Here is a 17346-nt window from a genome sequence, read left to right on the forward strand (position 1 = left end):
CGACGGTCCTGCCGTCGGTGCGCGGGCCGTGGCTGAAGACGGGGGTGAGTCCGGACGGACCGGGGGCGAGGGTGGGCGGGCGGGACGGGGCGGCGGAGGGCCGGGCGGCGGCGGAGGGGGCGTTCGCCGGACGGGCGGCGCGCGAGGCGGCGTGCGGGGTGGTGGCGGTGCCGCAGGCGGCGAGGACGCCGCCGAGGGCGCAGACGGCGGTGACGCGTCGTACGAGAGCAATCATCGTACGAAAATAGGATTATTCATTCCTCATGGGGTGAGGCGCGCCGGATCCAGCCTCCCGATGTCGTACGGGTCCGGCTCGTGGCCCCGATCGGGCTGCATACCAAGGGCTCGGGTGTTGTGGTCTTCCGGGGTAAATCGGTGCGGACGCGGGGCTCAACGCAGCTTTTCCGCGCAGTACTTCTCCACTCGATCCGCGACCATCCCGAATGCGTACTTCGTGGCGATATTTCAATGATCGTCAGATCATCACGAGATCATCACAATGCCTGACTGGCCGGCTGCCCCTTTCGGTGCTTTTTCCTGCATTCGCCATCGACTTTTCATGCAAAACGGCCATATCGCCCTCGCTGTCGCTGCAGCGAGCTGCGTCGCGATGCGTGCGCTGTGATCAAGCACCCCTTAATCTCCATGTTCACGAGATCCTCACATTATCTCGACACGCCTACACATCCCCTTCGGCTCCCGGGAGCATGTCCATGCCCGTTTCGTCCCACTCGTCACTTCGGTCGGAGGAGCACGCCGCTGCTCCCGTCGCCGTTGTCGGCCTCGGCTATGTCGGGCTGCCGACCGCGCTCGCGCTACTGGAAGCCGGCAACGACGTAATTGGCATCGATGTCAGCGAAGGGCGCCTCAATGCCATCCGTAGCGGGAACGTCGACCTGCTTCCCTCCGATCACGAGCGCCTCACGCGTCTTCGTGACACCGGACGGTTGACTCTGACCGGTGACCCGGCTGCTCTCTCTGGTGCTCGCACTGTTCTGATCTGCGTGCCTACCCCGGTCGACCAGCATCTGGTGCCGGACCTGGACGCCATGGCCGGGGCTTGCGCCGACGCCGTACGTCACGCCGTTCCCGGCCAGTTGCTGATGCTGACTTCCACCACTTACGTCGGCACGACGCGGGACCTGCTCGTCAAGCCACTCATCGCGCGCGGCCTGGTGATCGACAGCGAGGTCTTCGTAGCGTTCTCCCCAGAGCGGATCGATCCGGGCAACGCCCACCACGCTCAGGAGAGCACCCCGCGTGTGGTGGGCGGCGTCGGCCCGCGCAGCACTGAACTGGCCACCGCGGTACTGGCTCGGACGGCTCCGTCCGTCCATGCACTGCCCTCGGCGGAAGAGGCCGAGATGACCAAGCTGTGGGAGAACACCTTCCGCGCCGTCAACATCGCGCTGGCGAACGAGTTCGCGGAGAACTGCCGGGGACTGAACCTTGAGCCGGTCCGAATCATCGAAGCGGCCGCAACCAAGCCCTACGGCTTCATGCCCTTCTACCCCGGTCCCGGCGTCGGCGGTCACTGCATCCCGTGCGACCCGCACTACCTCTTGTGGCAGCTGCGTGCCCGCAGGATCGTTTCCCCGCTCATCGACACCGCCATGGCGGCCATCGCCTCACGTCCACGCAAGGTCGTCCAGCGTGTACGCGAACTGTTGGGAGACGCTGGCCACAGCGTCTCCGGGGCCAGGGTGCTCGTCCTCGGGATGGCCTACAAGCCCGGCGTTGCCGACCTGCGCGAATCCCCGGCCCTGGAGATCCTGGAGGAACTCACCGAAGCCGGCGCCAAGACCGCTTTCCACGACCCGCTCATACCTTCGCTGCGAATCGGTGAGCACACCTTGACGAGCACCGCTGCCCCCGAGGCGGAGCCCTGGGATCTGGTCCTGGTGCACACCGTCCAGCCCGGCATGGATCTCGCCTGGCTGGAGGCTCAACCGCTGGTGCTGGACGCCACCTACCGCCTTGACGCACCTGCCCACAAGGCGGTCGTGTGACCATGTCCGGCCCCGAACCGCTCGTCGAGCCGTCCCCTTCGTATGGGGAGCTCGATCGGAAAGACCCGCACACGCTCCTCCAATCCGGCAATGCGACGATCACGTTCGAGCGCGCACAGGCACGGCGTCCCGCAGCACCGCCGTTGCCGTCCCTCCGCTCGGCCCGGAAGACCGAACCGGGCTTCCTGCGTCGCCGGCTGGACGCGATGCACCCGGCGCTCCGCCATGGTCTCCGCCGCGTGCTGACGTTGATCTGCCTGCTGCCGCTGCTGCTGATTCTGGCACGTGAGGCACCTCGTCTGGCGCAGAGTCCCCTGGTCCTCGGCTACGGCTTCACCGTGCTGACTGGCACGATCGCCATGCTCTACATCGCGTACAGCCGCTACGACGACCCGTCGGAACGGACGCTGCGCAAGCGTCCCAAGAAGAAGAATCTGGCAGACTTTCCTGCCCTTCCGTCCCGGCCCAAGGTCAGCTTCCTGCTTGCGGTCAAGGACGAGATCGATTACATCGAAGCCTGCGTGCGCTCGATGGCCCTGTGCGACTACGACGAGGATCTGCTTCAGATCATCGTCGTGGACGACATGTCCGAGGACGGCACCCGCGACGTGCTTCGCCGGCTGGAGGCCGAGCTCGGAATCACCGTGCTCTACCTGGAGAAGAACCTCGGCAAGAAGTACGCGCTGGTAAAGGCGTGCGAAATCGCCGACGGCGACATCATCGCCTTCACCGACTCCGACTGCATCCTGGCTCCCGACGCCCTCAGCCGGTGCGTGAGGGCTCTCGTCAACCACCCGGAGCTCGGCGCCGTCAGCGGCCACGCTCGCGCGCTCAACGTGACTCGCACCATCTTCACCAAGGCGCAGGACGTCTGGTACGAAGGTCAGTTCCGGGTGGCCAAGGCTGCCGAGTCCACTTTCGGTTCGGTCACCTGTGTCTCCGGACCGCTCGCGGTCTTCCGCCGCGACGCCATCTACAACTACCTGCCTGCCTGGGCCGGCGACCGGTTCATGGGTGCGCCGTTCCGCTTCGCGACCGACCGCCAGCTGACCGGCTACGTACTCGGCCAGCGCTGGCGCGGCAAGAAGCTCAAGCGGCAGTACGCGGATTCCCCCTTCGTGACCGAGCGCGACTACCCCGAGCGCGCCTGGCGTATTGGCTACGTCCAGTCCGCCAAGGTCTGGACAAACGTTCCGGAGAGCTTCCGCTCGTTCATGAAGCAGCAGATCCGCTGGAAGAAGAGCTTCATCCGCAACCTCTTCTTCACCGGCTCCTTCATGTGGCGCCGCGGCTTCGGACCGGCGGCTCTCTACTACGGGCACGCGCTGTGGGTGGTGGCTGCCCCGGTCATGGCCTTCCGTCACTTGGTGTGGGCGCCGCTGCACGGCATGGCGTTCCTGACCCTGCTCTACCTCTGCGGAGTCATCCTCAAGGGACTTGTCTGGGGCCTGGCATTCAAGGTGGACAACCCTGACGACGGACGCTGGCGCTACAGGCCCTTGATGAGCCTGCTGTCGGCGCTGCTTCTGGCCTGGCTGTTGCCGTACTCGTTCGCCACCATCCGCCGCGGCGTCTGGGCAAGGAGCCTCACCTGATGAAAGCCCTGAGTCTGCTGGGGCGGCTCCTTGCCGCCCTGCTGTCGATCGCCGCGGTATGCGGCATATACGTCATCGTGCTGTCCCGAGGGAGCATCCTGCCGTGACCGACATGAACCGGCACGCCGGGAAACAGCACTTGAGCATCTGGCACTGGCCGGCACGCTTCGGGCTCGTCGTGCTGGCACTCGCGGTGCTGGCTCTCCCGTTCTACGCCGCTACCGAGTACTACCTGTACGGCAAGTACATGAGCACTCAGGTCCAGCCGCCGACAGTTCGGGTGGATGCTCGGGAAGCGGCTTCATGGAGCGAAGCGGCCAGTTCCCTGCCTGCGACCGCTGCTCCGGTCGTGCTGGCCTATCACGACATCGGCTACGGGTCTAGCGACTACACGGTCACGCCTGCGGCCTTCGACGCACAGTTGACGGCGTTGGAGAAAGCCGGCTACAGGAGCCTGACCAGCGATGAGTTCGTCGCCTACCTGCAGGGCGAGCCCGCGCCTCCGCGCTCGGTGTACATCACGTTCGACGACGGTCCGAACGGCCTGTGGGTTTACGGTGACCGGATCCTGGCTCGGCACCACATGCACGGTGCCGTCTACCTGATCACTGGTCGCGTCGACGATCGCCCGTACTACCTGTCCTGGAACGAGATCGCTCGGATGCAGGCATCGGGGCGATGGGACTTCCAGGACCACACGAACAACCTCCATCGCCGTGCGGTGGTTGATGCGGCGGGTCACCGAGCTTCGGCACTGGCTAATCGCCTCTGGCTGGCTCGGCAGCACCGTCAGGAGACCCGCGCCGAGTACGAGACCCGGGTCGAGAACGACCTCAAACTGTCGTTCGACGCGTTTTCCACCCACGGCCTGCCAGCCCCGAAACTGTTTGCCTTCCCCTTCTCCGAAGCAACGGAACGGGCGAATATACCGAGCCACGATCAGATCCTGCAGGAGATCCTGAACAGGAAATTCGTGGCCACGATGACCAATGTGTCGTCTTTCAAGCTGCCGGCGAGTCGACGTGCGGCTGCCGCGCGGCAGGTCAGGCGCCTCGAAGTCGTCAAGTCGTCCACCACGGCCTCAGTTCTGACGAATGTTGTTCGCTGGACCCAGGTCGCCCCGCGCGCCAGCGCGCCGCTGGCGCAGCCGCAGTTGTGGACGCTCGACAGTGGGACCCCTGGCCTGGGCGCGTTCACCGGAGCCGGCCCATACCCGGACGAGAGTTCCCCGGTGCATTACATGTCCGCCTCCTACCGGGCGCTGAGCAGCGTCGACTGGAACAACTACGAGGTGGACGCGCGAGTCTCCAACTTGAAAGACGCGACCAATCAGGCTGCTGTGCAGGTCCGCGACGGAAGCGAGACTCCTGTCGCAGCGAGCCTCAGCCAGGCGTACCTCACGGTCTCCGTCTCGGGAAAACAAAAGGCGATCAAACGCCTCCCCGTGGCTTCCAGTCACATGCTGAGGATCGTGGTGCGCAGCAGCGGAACTCAGATCTGGGTGGATGGCACACTGCGTGTGACGCTGCCGACCACTGGCAAGCCGGCGAATCGAACCGGCGGTATAGCGTTGCGCGCGGGCATCAACAAGCCGGGGGTGTCGTGGCCGCGGTTTGCTTCTCTTCGGGTCACCGACATTGCGGACGGACCGCGTGCCGTAACGGGTTCACAGCAATCTGTCGGCGACGCGGCGCTGCTCGCTGAAGACGCTGCCTGGGTCTCGTCGCCGGATGTCAAGGCGCCGCTCCAGATCACGCGCAGCGAACTGTCTCCGCAGGGGCGTACGCTCTCTGCGTACGGCGCCTACCAGCCCGATGCGACTGCCCGCTGGAGCAACTACATCCTGCACGGCACGATCTCCAATCTGACCAACACTGAGGTCAGCGGTGCACTCTGGGTCCGGGTCGGTAGCCCTCTGGCAATCAGTGTGCGTGTCTACCGTGACCACTTGGACGTCTACTCAGGAAATGCGGACAACCAGGCTCTGGTAGCTACCCGTCGACTCACGGATGCCCCTGCTCATCAGGTGACGATCAGTGTGACCGGGGAGAACACTCTGATCACCGTGGACACCTCGACCACCGTCAGTCTGCTCGCCAAGGGTGAGACCGGTGGAGTGGGCTTTTCGGCCTACCGAGGTCTGACGCGATGGTCGTGGCCGACCGTGCAGAAGCTCGATGTCACCGCGATCACAGGGACAGGCTGACGGTGGCGGGCTTGTCACGGCGTCAACTTGTCTGGGGAGGGGTGGCTGGGGGGCTTGCCGCCTTGGCCACCGGGGTTGCCGCCTGGGAGCTCTATGGCGGCGACACCTTCCCGGAGTTCCGTCCGGCCTTCGGCCAGGACGGATTGGTCACCAACGAATGGGCATTCCGCAATCCGCACCGTCCGCAGGCACACGAGTCCTCGGACTGGGTAACCACAAGTGGCTCACTTTTCGCGGTCAGCGGCCTCGGATGGACCGGTCGCCCCGATGCTGGGGAGACCGGCTCTGACTCCCGGACTGCCGACGATTCAGCGGTCTTCCGTCTGGTAAGCCGCCGTCGGGATTTCGGTTCAGTCGCAGTGTCTCTCAAGGTGAGACTGCTGCCACCGATCGTCACCGCGCGCACGCCGGCTCTGGACTGGGACGGTGCGCATGTCTGGCTGCGGTACCACAGCCCACAGGAGCTGTACGCGCTGAGTTTCCGGCGCCGGGACGGCGCAGTGGTGATCAAACGCAAGGTACCAGCGGACGACGCAGCAGCCGTGGAGGGCGGTGACTACACCACAATCGCCGAGGGCAGATGTGCGATCACCTACGGAGACTGGCACCACGTCGAGGCGCAGGCCGTGAACACCTTTTCCGGGGTCCGGCTGCGCCTGGCCATCAATGGCAAAGAAGTGTTGCGCACCGTGGATCGCACACCAGGTCCACTGGCCAAGCCGGGCGGAGTCGGCTTGCGCGCCGACAACAGTGAACTGTGGTTCGGCGACTTCCGGGCTCACGCCGCCTGAACCACTTGCGCCAGGTGCTCGCTGCCGGATTTGAACCTCGAAGTGGCTTGCGCCGGTCGGGGCCGGGTCCGGCGGCGAGCCGAGCGGGAGTACCCCCGGGCGAGGTCCAGAGGGTGGCTTGCTTTCGGCCCGGCTCAGCCGCCGCGCCGCAATGGGCCCGTCAGTCCTGACGCGAAAGCGTGGCTGCTGAGGGCGTGTTTCTATGCCGTCGGCGGAGGCTGCTTGTGGAGAGGTCGAGGGAGCGGTAGGCGGCGGGCGCGGAAGACGTAGCGCTGCGACGTGCCCGGCTGGCAGAGGCCTCCGGAGCCGTCCTGCGTGAGGCCGTTGCGGCACTGGACCGCGCCCGGCGACATCTGCCCCTCATCCCACGTGGTGTGTGTGATCCGGCGTTCGAGACCGCCCCGTGGAGGAGACGGACGGCGTGGTGCCGCCGCCTTCAATGCAACTGCCGTTCCCGCTGGCGCCGCTCGCCGTCAGCGGGCTCACGCAGCACAACGCCCGCTGCGGGCCGCCCCAGTCCGTCGCGCATGGGCGCACGTTAGCGGCGGGCGGGGTGCCATTGGCACACGACACCCGGCGCGCGCGGCATGACCGCGGGTGGGTCACCCGGCCGCTTTCGGTCGGTGCGGCAAGGGCTGCGGGGGCGGTGGCTCGGGTCGTCGGTCCGCCGGGCGCTGCCGTTCCAGCTGCTCCGGCTGCGCGGCCCGTTCCAGGAAGCGCAGCAGCTCCACCGGGAACGGCAGCACCAGCGTCGAGTTCTTCTCGGCCGCGACCGCGACCACCGTCTGGAGCAGCCGCAGCTGGAGCGCCGAGGGGGTGTCCTCCATCTGCTGCGCGGCCTCCGCGAGCTTCTTCGACGCCTGGAGCTCCGCGTCCGCGTTGATGATCCGGGCCCGTCGCTCCCGGTCCGCCTCGGCCTGCCGGGCCATGGAGCGCTTCATCGCGTCCGGCAGGGACACGTCCTTGATCTCCACCCGGTCGATCTGCACGCCCCAGCCGATGGCCGGGCTGCCGATCATCAGCTCCAGGCCCTGGTTGAGCTTCTCCCGGTTGGAGAGCAGGTCGTCGAGCTCGCTCTTGCCGATGATGGAGCGCAGCGAGGTCTGTGCCATCTGGGAGACGGCGAACCGGTAGTCCTCGACGTTGACGACGGCCGCTGCCGGGTCCACGACCTTGAAGTACACGACGGCGTCGACCCGCACGGTCACGTTGTCGCGGGTGATGCCCTCCTGGGCCGGGATCGGCAGCGTGACGATCTGCATGTTGACCTTGCGCAGCCGGTCCACGGCGGGCACGATCACGGCCATTCCCGGGTCCCGCACCTGGCCGCGCAGCCGGCCGAGCCGGAAGACCACCCCGCGTTCGTACTGTTTGACGACCCGGATGCCGGTGGCCACGTAGACCAGGCCGACGGCGCCCGCGGCGGCGAGCGCGCCCAGCAGCTCCTCGAGCATGTCGACCTCCTCCAGCAGAGGTGAGGTCCGTGATGTCTGCTCCTGCAACGATATGCCCGAGTTGGGCTTCGGGGCCACGGTCCGGAGCCACGGTCCGGGGCCGCCACCGTCCGGGGCCGCCACCGTCCGGGGCCGCCGCGGTCCGGGGCCGCGGCGCTAGTGGGTCGCGACGAGATCCTTCGCGTCGCGGGCCAGCGCGGTGAGCCGGGATATCGCGCGGAAGTACTTCTTGCGGTAGCCGCCGTTCAGCATCTCCTCGCTGAACAGCCGGTCGAAGGGCAGTCCCGAGGCGAGCACCGGCACCTCGCGGTCGTAGAGCCGGTCCGCGAGCACCACGAGCCGCAGCGCGGTCGACTGGTCCGGCACCGGGCGCACGTCGGTCAGGCACACCGCGCGCAGGTCGTCGGTGAGCGCGCCGTACCGGCTCGGGTGCACCTTGGCGAGGTGCTCCAGCAGATGCGGGAAGTCGTCGAGCGAGGCGCCGGAGGTGGCGTACGCCGCCTTCGTGACCTCCTCGTCGGAGTACGGCGCCGGGGCCTCGGGCAGCCCGCGGTGGCGGTAGTCCTCGCCGTCGATGCGCAGGGTGCGGAAGTGCGCCGACAGGCCCTGGATCTCGCGCAGGAAGTCGACGGCCGCGAACCGGCCCTCGCCGAGCTTGCCCGGCAGCGTGTTGGAGGTGGCGGCCAGCGCCACGCCCGCGTCGACCAGCTTGCGCAGCAGGCTGGACACGAGCACGGTGTCGCCCGGGTCGTCGAGCTCGAACTCGTCGATGCACAGCAGCCGGTGCCCGGAGAGGGTCTGCACGGTCTGCTGGAAGCCGAGCGCGCCGACCAGGTTGGTCAGCTCGACGAACGTGCCGAACGCCTTGAGCGCGGGCTCCGCCGGGGTGGCGTGCCACAGGGAGGCGAGCAGGTGGGTCTTGCCGACGCCGTAGCCGCCGTCGAGGTAGACGCCCCGCGGCCCGGCCGGAGTCTTGGGGGCCTTCGGGCGGCCGAGGCCGAAGAGACCGCGGCGGCCGCCGCCGACGGCGTGCGCACCGCCGAGGCCGCCCGCGAAACCGTCCAGGATCCCCACGGCCTCGGTCTGGCTCGGCTGGTTCGGGTCCGGGATGTACGTGGCGAAGCGGACCGAGTCGAAGCGCGGCGGCGGCACCATCTCGGCGACCAGCCGGTCCGCGGGGACGTACGGCTCACGGGCGCACAGGGACAGCGGGGCCGCGTCGGCTATCTGCTCGGCGGCGGGGGAGGAGGACGACACGGTGGTCCATGGTAAAGGGCGTGCCACACTGCTCGACATGCGACGCCTGTTCCCTGTGACCGACGAAACAGCAGCCCAGTACGGCGGGGGGAGCCCGGAGGGGCCCACGGCGGGGCCGGACGGAGGGACCCGCGAGTGGAGTCTCGCGGAGCTGGCCGCGGCCTACGCCTATCCCGAGCGGGCCACGGAGGCGGGTGCGGGAGCGAGGTCGGGGGCGAGGTCGGGGACGGGGACGGGAGCGGGGGCGGGGGCGCGGACGGAGGCGCCCGCGGCCTGGCTGCGGGCCAACATGGTCTCCACCCTGGACGGCGCCGCCCAGCACGAGGGCCGCTCGCAGCCCATCTCCTGCGCCACCGACATGCGCGTCTTCGGCACCCTGCGGGCGCTCGCGGACGTCGTGATCGCGGGCGCGGAGACGGTGCGCCAGGAGGGGTACCGGCCCGCCCGCGCACGGGCGGAGTTCGCGGCGCTGCGCGAGGCGGCCGGGCAGGGGCCGGCCCCGGCGATCGCGGTCGTGACGGCCGGCCTCGACCTGGACTTCTCCCTTCCGCTGTTCACCTCGCCCCTGGTGCCCACCCTGATCCTCACGGGCGCGGGCGCCGCCCCGGAGCGTGTCGCTGCCGCGGAGCAGGCGGGCGCCCGGGTGGTGGTCGCCGGCGACGGCGTGGGCGTGGACCCGGTGCGGGCCGTACGCGAGCTGGCGGAGCTGGGCCACACCCGGCTGCTCACCGAGGGCGGCCCGCGGCTGCTCGGCCAGTTCGTGGCCTCCGGGGTGCTGGACGAGCTGTGCCTGACCGTCTCCCCGATGCTCACGGCGGGCGGCGCGCAGCGGATCGCGGGCGGCCCGGCGGTCGCGGTGCCGAGCCGCTTCCGGCTGGTGTCGCTGCTGGAGGAGGAGGGGTTCCTGTTCAGCCGGTATGCGCGGGCGTGACGGGGCGCCCCCGGGCGCGTGGGTGTGACGGGCGGGTGCGGGCGGGCCAGGGGGCCGGGGCCAGGGGGTCAGTGGGCCAGGGGGCCGGGGGGCCGGGACGCCGTTCGGCCCCATGTTCGGTGCCGCTGGTCCCGAAACGGCGGAACGTCTCGTTCCGTTTGGTTTCCCCCGGGCAAACTAAATCCGGCTGCCCCGTGCGATCACGGGGCAGGATGGTTTCCGCAGGACCTGGAACGGGTCACGCAGGACGGAGGGCCGATGCCCTCGACGAGAAGGGGCGTCTGGTGTTCACAAGCGTACTGATGATCGAGAAGGCCCTGACGTCCGCAGACGTGGAGTTCGTGACCAGTTTGCACGGCGAGGAGCCGGTCGCCTTCCACGTGCTGCTCCAGCCGCGCGGCGACCAGGCGGACCGGCTGCTGCGGGCGATCGACGACGTCGCCCTCGGCGAGCTCGACGAGGCCGCGCGCGAAGGCTCCACCCCGGAGGGCGACGACGCCAAGGGCTTCGGGGAGCGGGCGCTGGACGTCTCGCTGGTGGCGCTGCGCTCGGCGGGCAGCGAGGCGGCGGGCCGGCTGATCGAGGACCATCCGCTGGACGCGCTGAAGTCGCTGGTCGAGGAGGTCCGGGCGGACGAGGTGATCGTGCTGACCGACCCGCACTACGTGGAGGAGTTCTTCCACCGGGACTGGGCCTCGCGGGCGCGGCACAAGGTGGGCGTACCGGTGCTGAAGCTGTTCTCGCACAGCAAGGCGTGAGCGGGCGCTGGGCCGCTGTGGCTCTGGGGCGTGTGGCTTCGGGGCGCCGGGTACGCCGGGGCGGGAGGGGATCGGCGGGACGTGCGGCTGTGCGGCTGTGCGGGTCGTGCGGCTCTGCGGGTCGTGGTGGGCTGGTCGCGCAGTTCCCCGCGCCCCTTTGGGACGCCTGTGCGGCGCCCTCGGGGCGCGAGGGATCGCGCCGCCCCCTGATGTCCCGCGTCCCCTGAGCGGAGCGGCCCCCCTCACGCAATAGGCTGGGGGCGCGCTTCGTGAGCGGGGCGCGTCGCAGACTCGTACCGGATCTTGGGAGAAACGCGCATGGCACCCGGCCTTCCTACCGCCATGGACCGACCGCACTTCATCGGCATCGGCGGCGCCGGGATGTCCGGGATCGCGAAGATCCTCGCGCAGCGCGGGGCCAAGGTGGCGGGCAGCGACGCGAAGGACTCGGCGACCGCCGAGGCCCTGCGGTCGTACGGCGTCACCGTGCACATCGGGCACGCGGCCGAGCACCTGGCCGACGACGCCAGCTGCGTGGTGGTCTCCTCCGCCATCCGCAAGGACAACCCGGAGCTGGCCCGCGCCGCCGAGCTGGGCATCCCCGTCGTGCACCGCTCCGACGCGCTGGCCGCCCTGATGGAGGGGCTGCGCCCGATCGCGGTCGCCGGCACCCACGGCAAGACCACCACGACCTCGATGCTGGCGGTCTCGCTGACCGAGCTGGGCCGTGAGCCGTCGTACGCGATCGGCGGCGACCTGGACGCCCCCGGCTCCAACGCCCTGCACGGCGACGGCGAGATCTTCGTCGCCGAGGCCGACGAATCGGACCGCAGCTTCCACAAGTACGCCCCCGAGGTCGCCATCGTCCTCAACGTCGAGCTGGACCACCACGCCAACTACGCCTCGATGGACGAGATCTACGAGTCCTTCGAGACCTTCGCCGGGCGGATCGTGCCCGGCGGCACGCTGGTGATCTCCGCCGACCACGAGGGCGCGCGCGAACTGACCCGCCGCCTCGACGGCCGGGTCGCGACGGTGACGTACGGCGAGTCCGCCGACGCCGACGTGCGCGTGCTGGCGGTCGTACCCCAGGGCCTCAAGAGCGAGGTCACCGTCCTGCTGGACGGCGCCGAGCTGACCTTCACGGTGTCCGTGCCCGGCCGGCACTACGCCCACAACGCGGTCGCCGCCCTGGCCGCGGGCGTGGCCCTCGGCGTCCCGGCGGCCGAGCTGGCCCCGGCGCTGGCCGCGTACACCGGGGTGAAGCGGCGGCTCCAGCTGAAGGGCGAGGCGGCCGGCGTGCAGGTCGTCGACTCCTACGCGCACCACCCCACCGAGATGACCGCGGACCTGGAGGCCATGCGCGCCGCCGTGGGCGACGCGCGCATCCTGGTGCTCTTCCAGCCGCACCTGTTCTCCCGCACGCAGGAGCTGGCCACGGAGATGGGCCAGGCGCTGGCCCTCGCGGACGCCTCGGTCGTCCTCGACATCTACCCGGCCCGTGAGGACCCGATCCCGGGCGTCACCAGCGAGCTGATCATCGACGCGGCGCGCGCCGCGGGCGCCGACGTCACGGCCGTCCACGACAAGGGCGAGGCGCCGGCGGTGGTCGCGGGAATGGCGAAGGCGGGGGATCTCGTTCTCACCATGGGAGCGGGCGACGTCACCGACCTCGGACCGCTCATCCTGGACCGTCTTTCGAAGTGAGGGGCTGAAGGCCATGGCGTACGACGTCGACAAGCCGGACGAGCAGTGGCGCGAGGAGCTGACCCCGGCCGAGTACGCCGTGCTGCGGCAGGCCGGCACCGAGCCCGCGTTCACCGGTGAGTACACCGACACCAAGACCAAGGGCGTCTATGCGTGTCGCGCCTGCGGCGCGGAACTGTTCACGTCCACCACCAAGTTCGAGTCGCACTGCGGCTGGCCGTCCTTCTACGACCCGAAGGACACGGACGCGGTGGAGCTGATCGAGGACCGCTCGCACGGGATGCTGCGCACGGAGGTGCGCTGCGCCCGCTGCGGCTCGCACCTCGGGCACGTCTTCGAGGGCGAGGGTTACGCGACCCCGACCGATCAGCGGTACTGCATCAACAGCATCTCGCTGCGGCTGGCGCCGGACGAGGGCTGAGGTGCAGCGGGCCGGTCGCCGAGGTGTGGCGGGTCGACCGCTGAGGTGCAGCCGGCCGGTCGCCGAGGTGTGAGCGGCCGGTGCATCAACGGGGGTCCTCGGACGAGCGGCCCCCGTTGCGCATCTCCCGGGGGCTGACGCCGTAGCGGCGCCGGAAGGCCGTGCTCATGGCGCTCGCCGAGGAGAAGCCGGTCGCGTAGGCCAGTTCGGTGATGGTCATGTGCTCGCAGTCGCCGCAGCGCAGCCGGTCCCGGGCCAGGCGCAGCCGTTCCTCGCGGATCAGGTCGCGCGGCGTGGTGCCCACGCGCTGCAACGCGAGCTGGATCTGGCGCAGCGACCAGCCGAGCGCGCGGGCCATGGTGGTGCCGCTCAGCCCCGGGTCGGCGGCGTGGGCGCGCACATGGCGTCGTACGACCGTCTCGACCTCGGTCAAGTGGCCCGGGGCGTCGGGGCGTTCGTCGCCGACGACGAGCATGCACAGCAGTTCGGCGATCCGGTCGGAGACGGCGTCGAACTGCGGCTCGGTGAGATGGTGGCGCTCCTCGTGCAGGTCGTTCAGCATCGAGGTGACCACGCGCCCGAGCCCGGTGGTGAGGTCGAGTCCGGTGGCCATCGGGGACTTGTTGCCGAGCGGGTCGTCGATCTCGCGGGCGGGGAAGGTGAAGATGAGGGCGGGTGTCGCGGCCTCCTGCACGCAACTGAAGGGCGCCCCGAAGGTGACGAGCGCGCCGGTGCCGCGGGTGAGGACCGCCTCCTGGCCGTCCTGGCGCAGCACGAGCCGTCCGCCGAGCGGCACCAACAGCCGGTAGTCCTCGTCCGGTTCCTGGCGCACCTGCTGCGCGGACCGGTTGTACTCGATGGCGTCGGACCGGAACCTGACCATCTGGTAGGTGCCGCTGCGCTGGCGGACGGTCTCGCCGTGGAAGTCGTCGGGCCGCGCGTACCGGTAGTCCATGCGCGCCTGGTAGGAGGCTATGTGCTCGCTCCAGAAGTCGGCTCGCTCCCGCGCGTCCAGCGCGGTGGTGCTGTGCGACTCCACGACGTAACGTCCCGTGGGCAACGTGACTCCTCCGCTGCGACCGGGGCCTTCCGGCATGTCTTCCGGCATGTCTTCGGGTGGGGCTTGGGGTGGGCTCGGGGTATCCCTCGGGTATGCCTGGTGGCATATGCGGGCGCCCCTGAACTTCATTGCGTTCAGGGGTCGTTACCCGTTGTCAGATTAGGGGAGCGGAGGTCTCCGTGGGGGGCCCGACGTCATATGGCATATGCCAAAGGTAAGTAGGCTGCCCACGTGCCCGGCGGCCCGCGCGGGCGCTGCGCACCCCGGCAACTTCCGTGCGCGTCACCGCAAGTCGACGTACGGCATCCGGCCATAGAGTCCAGACGTCGGACGGGAGAGCCGGTGAGGGCGATGACGGGGAATGCGGTTCCACGATGGCTGCCGGTGCGCGCCACCGAGGCGCGGGCACTGGCCGCCGGCCACTGGTGGGACGGGATACGGGTACCGCTCGAACTCGGCCTGCGCACGCTGGGCCTGCTCGGCGAGAGCACGGGCGCGGTGGTGCGCGACGGCTACGGAGCCATCCTCTACTGGCTCGTCGCCCCCGGCACCGCCGCCGACTGGAACCTCCCCGAGGTCGCCGTCCTCGGCCGCGGCTGCCACGTGGTGTTCCCGCCACCGCTCCGTGTCAACGGCCCCGGCCTGTACTGGCAGGTCCCCCTGGCCCGCAACCGCGACCGCACGAGCGCGCCTCTGCTGCATGCCGCGCTGACGGCGTCCTTGGAGTCGTCGGCGCGGGAGGGGGCGGTGCCGGGGGTCTGACGGCCCGGTCCATGGCTCCACCCCGCGTACCTGTCCTCACCCGTCAGCCGGAAGCGTCACCGTGAACGTCGTGCCGTCCGTTGCCGCGTCCAGGTTCAGGGAACCGCCGTGGGCGCGGACCAGGGAGCGGGCCACCGGGAGGCCGAGGCCCGAGCCGCCGCGGTCGCGGGTGCGGGCCTTGTCGACGCGGTAGAAGCGGTCGAAGACCCGGGCGCGGTCGGCGGCCGGGATGCCGGGGCCGGTGTCCGCGACCCGTACGCGCGCCTGCCCCGCGGACGCGCTCAGCGCGACGCTGACCTCCGTGCCCGCGGGCGTGTGCATCGCCGCGTTGGTGAGCAGGTTGTCCAGGACCTGGCGGACCCGGACCGGATCCACGCGGACGAACACGTGCGAGGGGCCCGGGTCCACGGCCAGGGGGTGGTCCGGGTGGCCCGCGCGGAAGGCGTCACCGGCCTGCCGGACCAGTTCTCCCAGGTCCGTCCGCTCCGGGCGCAGTGGCGTCGTCGCCTCCGCCGCGTCCAGCCGCGCGAGCAGCAGCAGGTCGTCCAGGAGGATCCCCATGCGGGCCGCCTCCGCGCGCAGCCGGGCCAGATGGCGCTCGCGCTCCCCGGGCTCGTCGGCGGCGGCGTACTGGAAGAGGTCCGCGTAGCCGCGTACGGACATCAGCGGTGTGCGCAGCTCGTGCGAGGCGTCCGCGACGAAGCGGCGCAGGCGCTGTTCGGCCTCCGCGCGCACGGCCAGCGAGTCGTCGATGTGCTCCAGCATGGTGTTGAACGCCGTGCGCAGTTCCTCGACCTCGGGGCCGCCGCCCGGACCGACCGCGCGCAGCGGCAGCCTGGCGGCGGAGTCGGTGAGGTCGTGGGACGCGATGCCGTGCGCGGTGTGCGCCATGTCGCTCAGCGGCTTCAGGCCCCGGCGCAGCAGCGCCCGGCCGATCACCACCAGTGCGAGCAGGGCCAGCGCGAACGCCACCACCTGCACGGTGATCAGCCGGCGCATCGTCGCGTCGATCGACGCCATGGGCGCGGCGCTCACCAGGACCACCCCGGGTCCCACCCGGCAGGCGCGCAGTCGGTAGGTGCCCTGCCCGGCGATCGTCACCGTGCGCAGCAACTCCCGGTCCGAGTCGGCCATGGTGCGGGCCAGCGCCGTCATCTCGCGTGTGTCGGACGGTACTTCGGCCGGACGGCGCAGCAAGGGGGTGCCGGAGGAGACGTCGTAGACGGCCGTGTACCAGCCGTAGTACGGCTGTCGCTGCACGGTGCCGTGGCTCGCCGCGTCCTTGGACTGCACGACCTGCACCAGGCCCAGCTGGTCGGCCTGTTGGCGTTCCAGGTAGTCCCGCATGTACATCGTCAGGGTGGCGCCCACCACCGCGAAGACGAGCAGCGACAGCACGCCGAGGCCGAGCGCCAGCCGGGTGCCGAGGCGCAGTCGGCCGTATCGGTCACGGAGACCGCCGGGGCTCATCGCCCCGCCTCTCGCACCACATAGCCGAAGCCCCGCACCGTGTGGATCAGCGGGCCGTCGCCCGGCGCCGACTCGTCCAGCTTGCGGCGCAGACGGCTGACCACCAGCTCCACGACGTTCGAGCGGCCGCCGAAGCCGTACTCCCATACGTGGTCGAGCAGCTGCGCCTTGGTGACGACGGCCGGCGACCTGTGCATGAGGTGGCGCAGGACCTCGTACTCGGTGGGGGTCAGGGTGAGACGGCCGCCGCCCCGGCGGGCCTCGCGGGTGACCTCGTCCAGGGTCAGGTCCGCCACCCGCAGCACCGGTGGCTGCCGAGGAGGCTCGGGAGCCGCGCTGCGCCGCAGCACCGTGCGCAGCCGCGCCATCAACTCCTCGACCGCGAAGGGCTTCACGAGGTAGTCGTCGCCGCCCCGGGTCAGCCCCGCCACCCGGTCCGCGACGCCGTCGCGCGCGGTCAGGAACACCACCGGCACCATGGATCCCGCGTCGCGCAGCCGGTCCAGCACGCCGAAGCCGTCGACGTCCGGGAGCATCAGGTCCAGGACGACGATGTCGGGCCGGAACGCGGCGGCCCGCTCCAGGGCCTCCGTGCCGGAGTGCGCGATCGCGGCCTCCCAGCCCTCGTACCGGGCCACGGTCGCGACGAGTTCGGCGATCGGCGGGTCGTCGTCCACCACCAGGAGTCGTACCTTTTCCACCCGCTCATACTGCGCCTCTTCCACCCGCTCATACTGCGCCACGGCCCGCGCGGCGCCACCCCCGGCCACCCGATCGACAGCTATCCGAAAGGTACGGATCGCGGGGCTGAGCGCGGCCGGTGCGGGAACCCGTGGCCTGTTCGAGACGTGGCGCCCGCCACAGTCCCGCAACACAACCGGTCTAGACTCTCCCGGACAAAGGCCCGCACGAGCAGGAACGGCCG

14 protein-coding genes and 1 pseudogene are annotated in these 17346 nt (G+C 70.1%); 9 read left to right on the plus strand and 6 right to left on the minus strand.

Translation table 11 applies throughout. The annotated features are described in order from the left end of the window. A pseudogene (locus WN71_RS25560) lies at positions 1-235 on the minus strand (polysaccharide deacetylase family protein); the annotation flags it as partial. Between the two features lie 478 nt (positions 236-713). Here WN71_RS25560 and WN71_RS25565 point away from each other — a divergent pair. The 4 genes from WN71_RS25565 (at position 714) to WN71_RS25580 (ending at position 6601) form a co-directional block, all read left to right on the plus strand. Continuing rightward, positions 714-2009, plus strand: coding sequence for a nucleotide sugar dehydrogenase (locus tag WN71_RS25565; protein WP_046591973.1), 1296 nt, complete (start codon positions 714-716; stop codon positions 2007-2009). 2 nt (positions 2010-2011) lie between these two features. Then, positions 2012-3604: a glycosyltransferase family 2 protein gene (locus WN71_RS25570; protein WP_240529760.1), complete on the plus strand. Its 1593-nt coding sequence runs from the start codon at positions 2012-2014 to the stop codon at positions 3602-3604. 112 nt (positions 3605-3716) lie between these two features. Next, positions 3717-5810 (plus strand): polysaccharide deacetylase family protein, encoded by a 2094-nt coding sequence (locus WN71_RS25575; RefSeq protein ID WP_240529761.1) that lies wholly within the window; start codon positions 3717-3719, stop codon positions 5808-5810. Positions 5811-5872: 62 nt separating this feature from the next. Continuing rightward, entirely contained in the window at positions 5873-6601 is a 729-nt protein-coding gene (locus tag WN71_RS25580; protein ID WP_240529758.1) for a LamG domain-containing protein, read from the plus strand. Between the two features lie 602 nt (positions 6602-7203). Here WN71_RS25580 and WN71_RS25585 read toward each other — a convergent pair. Both WN71_RS25585 and zapE read right to left on the minus strand, forming a co-directional pair. Continuing rightward, positions 7204-8055: a slipin family protein gene (locus WN71_RS25585; protein WP_046591977.1), complete on the minus strand. Its 852-nt coding sequence runs from the start codon at positions 8053-8055 to the stop codon at positions 7204-7206. A 156-nt stretch (positions 8056-8211) separates the two neighbouring features. Further along, positions 8212-9351, minus strand: coding sequence for a cell division protein ZapE (zapE, locus tag WN71_RS25590; RefSeq protein ID WP_046591978.1), 1140 nt, complete (start codon positions 9349-9351; stop codon positions 8212-8214). On the opposite strand from zapE, the gene WN71_RS25595 reads away from it, so the two are divergent. The 4 genes from WN71_RS25595 to msrB all read left to right on the plus strand — a co-directional run bounded on the left by WN71_RS25595 (position 9350) and on the right by msrB (position 13129). Beyond that, complete coding sequence (locus WN71_RS25595; protein ID WP_046591979.1) at positions 9350-10243, plus strand: pyrimidine reductase family protein; 894 nt, start codon at positions 9350-9352, stop codon at positions 10241-10243. The two genes, zapE and WN71_RS25595, sit on opposite strands and share 2 nt — an antisense overlap. 284 nt (positions 10244-10527) lie before the next feature. Continuing rightward, complete coding sequence (locus WN71_RS25600; protein ID WP_206300140.1) at positions 10528-11001, plus strand: indole-3-glycerol phosphate synthase; 474 nt, start codon at positions 10528-10530, stop codon at positions 10999-11001. Positions 11002-11319: 318 nt separating this feature from the next. Further along, a complete protein-coding gene (gene murC, locus WN71_RS25605; RefSeq protein ID WP_046591980.1) occupies positions 11320-12708 on the plus strand; it encodes a UDP-N-acetylmuramate--L-alanine ligase in 1389 nt (462 codons plus the stop codon). Positions 12709-12721: 13 nt separating this feature from the next. Continuing rightward, on the plus strand, positions 12722-13129 hold the full coding sequence (gene msrB / locus WN71_RS25610; RefSeq protein WP_046591981.1) for a peptide-methionine (R)-S-oxide reductase MsrB: 408 nt from the start codon (positions 12722-12724) through the stop codon (positions 13127-13129). Between the two features lie 85 nt (positions 13130-13214). Here msrB and WN71_RS25615 read toward each other — a convergent pair whose 3' ends face one another. Further along, on the minus strand, positions 13215-14189 hold the full coding sequence (locus WN71_RS25615; protein ID WP_079178098.1) for an AraC family transcriptional regulator: 975 nt from the start codon (positions 14187-14189) through the stop codon (positions 13215-13217). Between the two features lie 384 nt (positions 14190-14573). Between WN71_RS25615 and WN71_RS25620 the strand changes: the two genes are divergently transcribed. Next, positions 14574-14951 (plus strand): hypothetical protein, encoded by a 378-nt coding sequence (locus WN71_RS25620; RefSeq protein ID WP_240529759.1) that lies wholly within the window; start codon positions 14574-14576, stop codon positions 14949-14951. Positions 14952-14987: 36 nt separating this feature from the next. Here WN71_RS25620 and WN71_RS25625 read toward each other — a convergent pair whose 3' ends face one another. Continuing rightward, complete coding sequence (locus WN71_RS25625) at positions 14988-16421, minus strand: sensor histidine kinase (RefSeq protein ID WP_046591984.1); 1434 nt, start codon at positions 16419-16421, stop codon at positions 14988-14990. Then, positions 16418-17122 (minus strand): response regulator transcription factor, encoded by a 705-nt coding sequence (locus WN71_RS25630; protein WP_046591998.1) that lies wholly within the window; start codon positions 17120-17122, stop codon positions 16418-16420. The genes WN71_RS25625 and WN71_RS25630 overlap by 4 nt, the downstream gene beginning before the upstream one ends. Positions 17123-17346 lie beyond the last annotated feature (224 nt).

It is taken from the genome of Streptomyces mangrovisoli, from assembly GCF_000974985.2.
Classification (GTDB): domain Bacteria; phylum Actinomycetota; class Actinomycetes; order Streptomycetales; family Streptomycetaceae; genus Streptomyces; species Streptomyces mangrovisoli.

What these genes read in the sequence shown, in the direction of transcription:
- WN71_RS25565 (WP_046591973.1), top strand. Translation starts at nt 714, where the DNA reads ATGCCCGTTTCGTCCCACTCGTCACTTCGGTCGGAGGAGCACGCCGCT.
- WN71_RS25570 (WP_240529760.1), top strand. Translation starts at nt 2,012, where the DNA reads ATGTCCGGCCCCGAACCGCTCGTCGAGCCGTCCCCTTCGTATGGGGAG.
- WN71_RS25575 (WP_240529761.1), top strand. Translation starts at nt 3,717, where the DNA reads ATGAACCGGCACGCCGGGAAACAGCACTTGAGCATCTGGCACTGGCCG.
- WN71_RS25585 (WP_046591977.1), bottom strand. Translation starts at nt 8,055, where the DNA reads ATGCTCGAGGAGCTGCTGGGCGCGCTCGCCGCCGCGGGCGCCGTCGGC.
- WN71_RS25595 (WP_046591979.1), top strand. Translation starts at nt 9,350, where the DNA reads ATGCGACGCCTGTTCCCTGTGACCGACGAAACAGCAGCCCAGTACGGC.
- zapE (WP_046591978.1), bottom strand. Translation starts at nt 9,351, where the DNA reads ATGTCGAGCAGTGTGGCACGCCCTTTACCATGGACCACCGTGTCGTCC.
- murC (WP_046591980.1), top strand. Translation starts at nt 11,320, where the DNA reads ATGGCACCCGGCCTTCCTACCGCCATGGACCGACCGCACTTCATCGGC.
- msrB (WP_046591981.1), top strand. Translation starts at nt 12,722, where the DNA reads ATGGCGTACGACGTCGACAAGCCGGACGAGCAGTGGCGCGAGGAGCTG.
- WN71_RS25625 (WP_046591984.1), bottom strand. Translation starts at nt 16,421, where the DNA reads ATGAGCCCCGGCGGTCTCCGTGACCGATACGGCCGACTGCGCCTCGGC.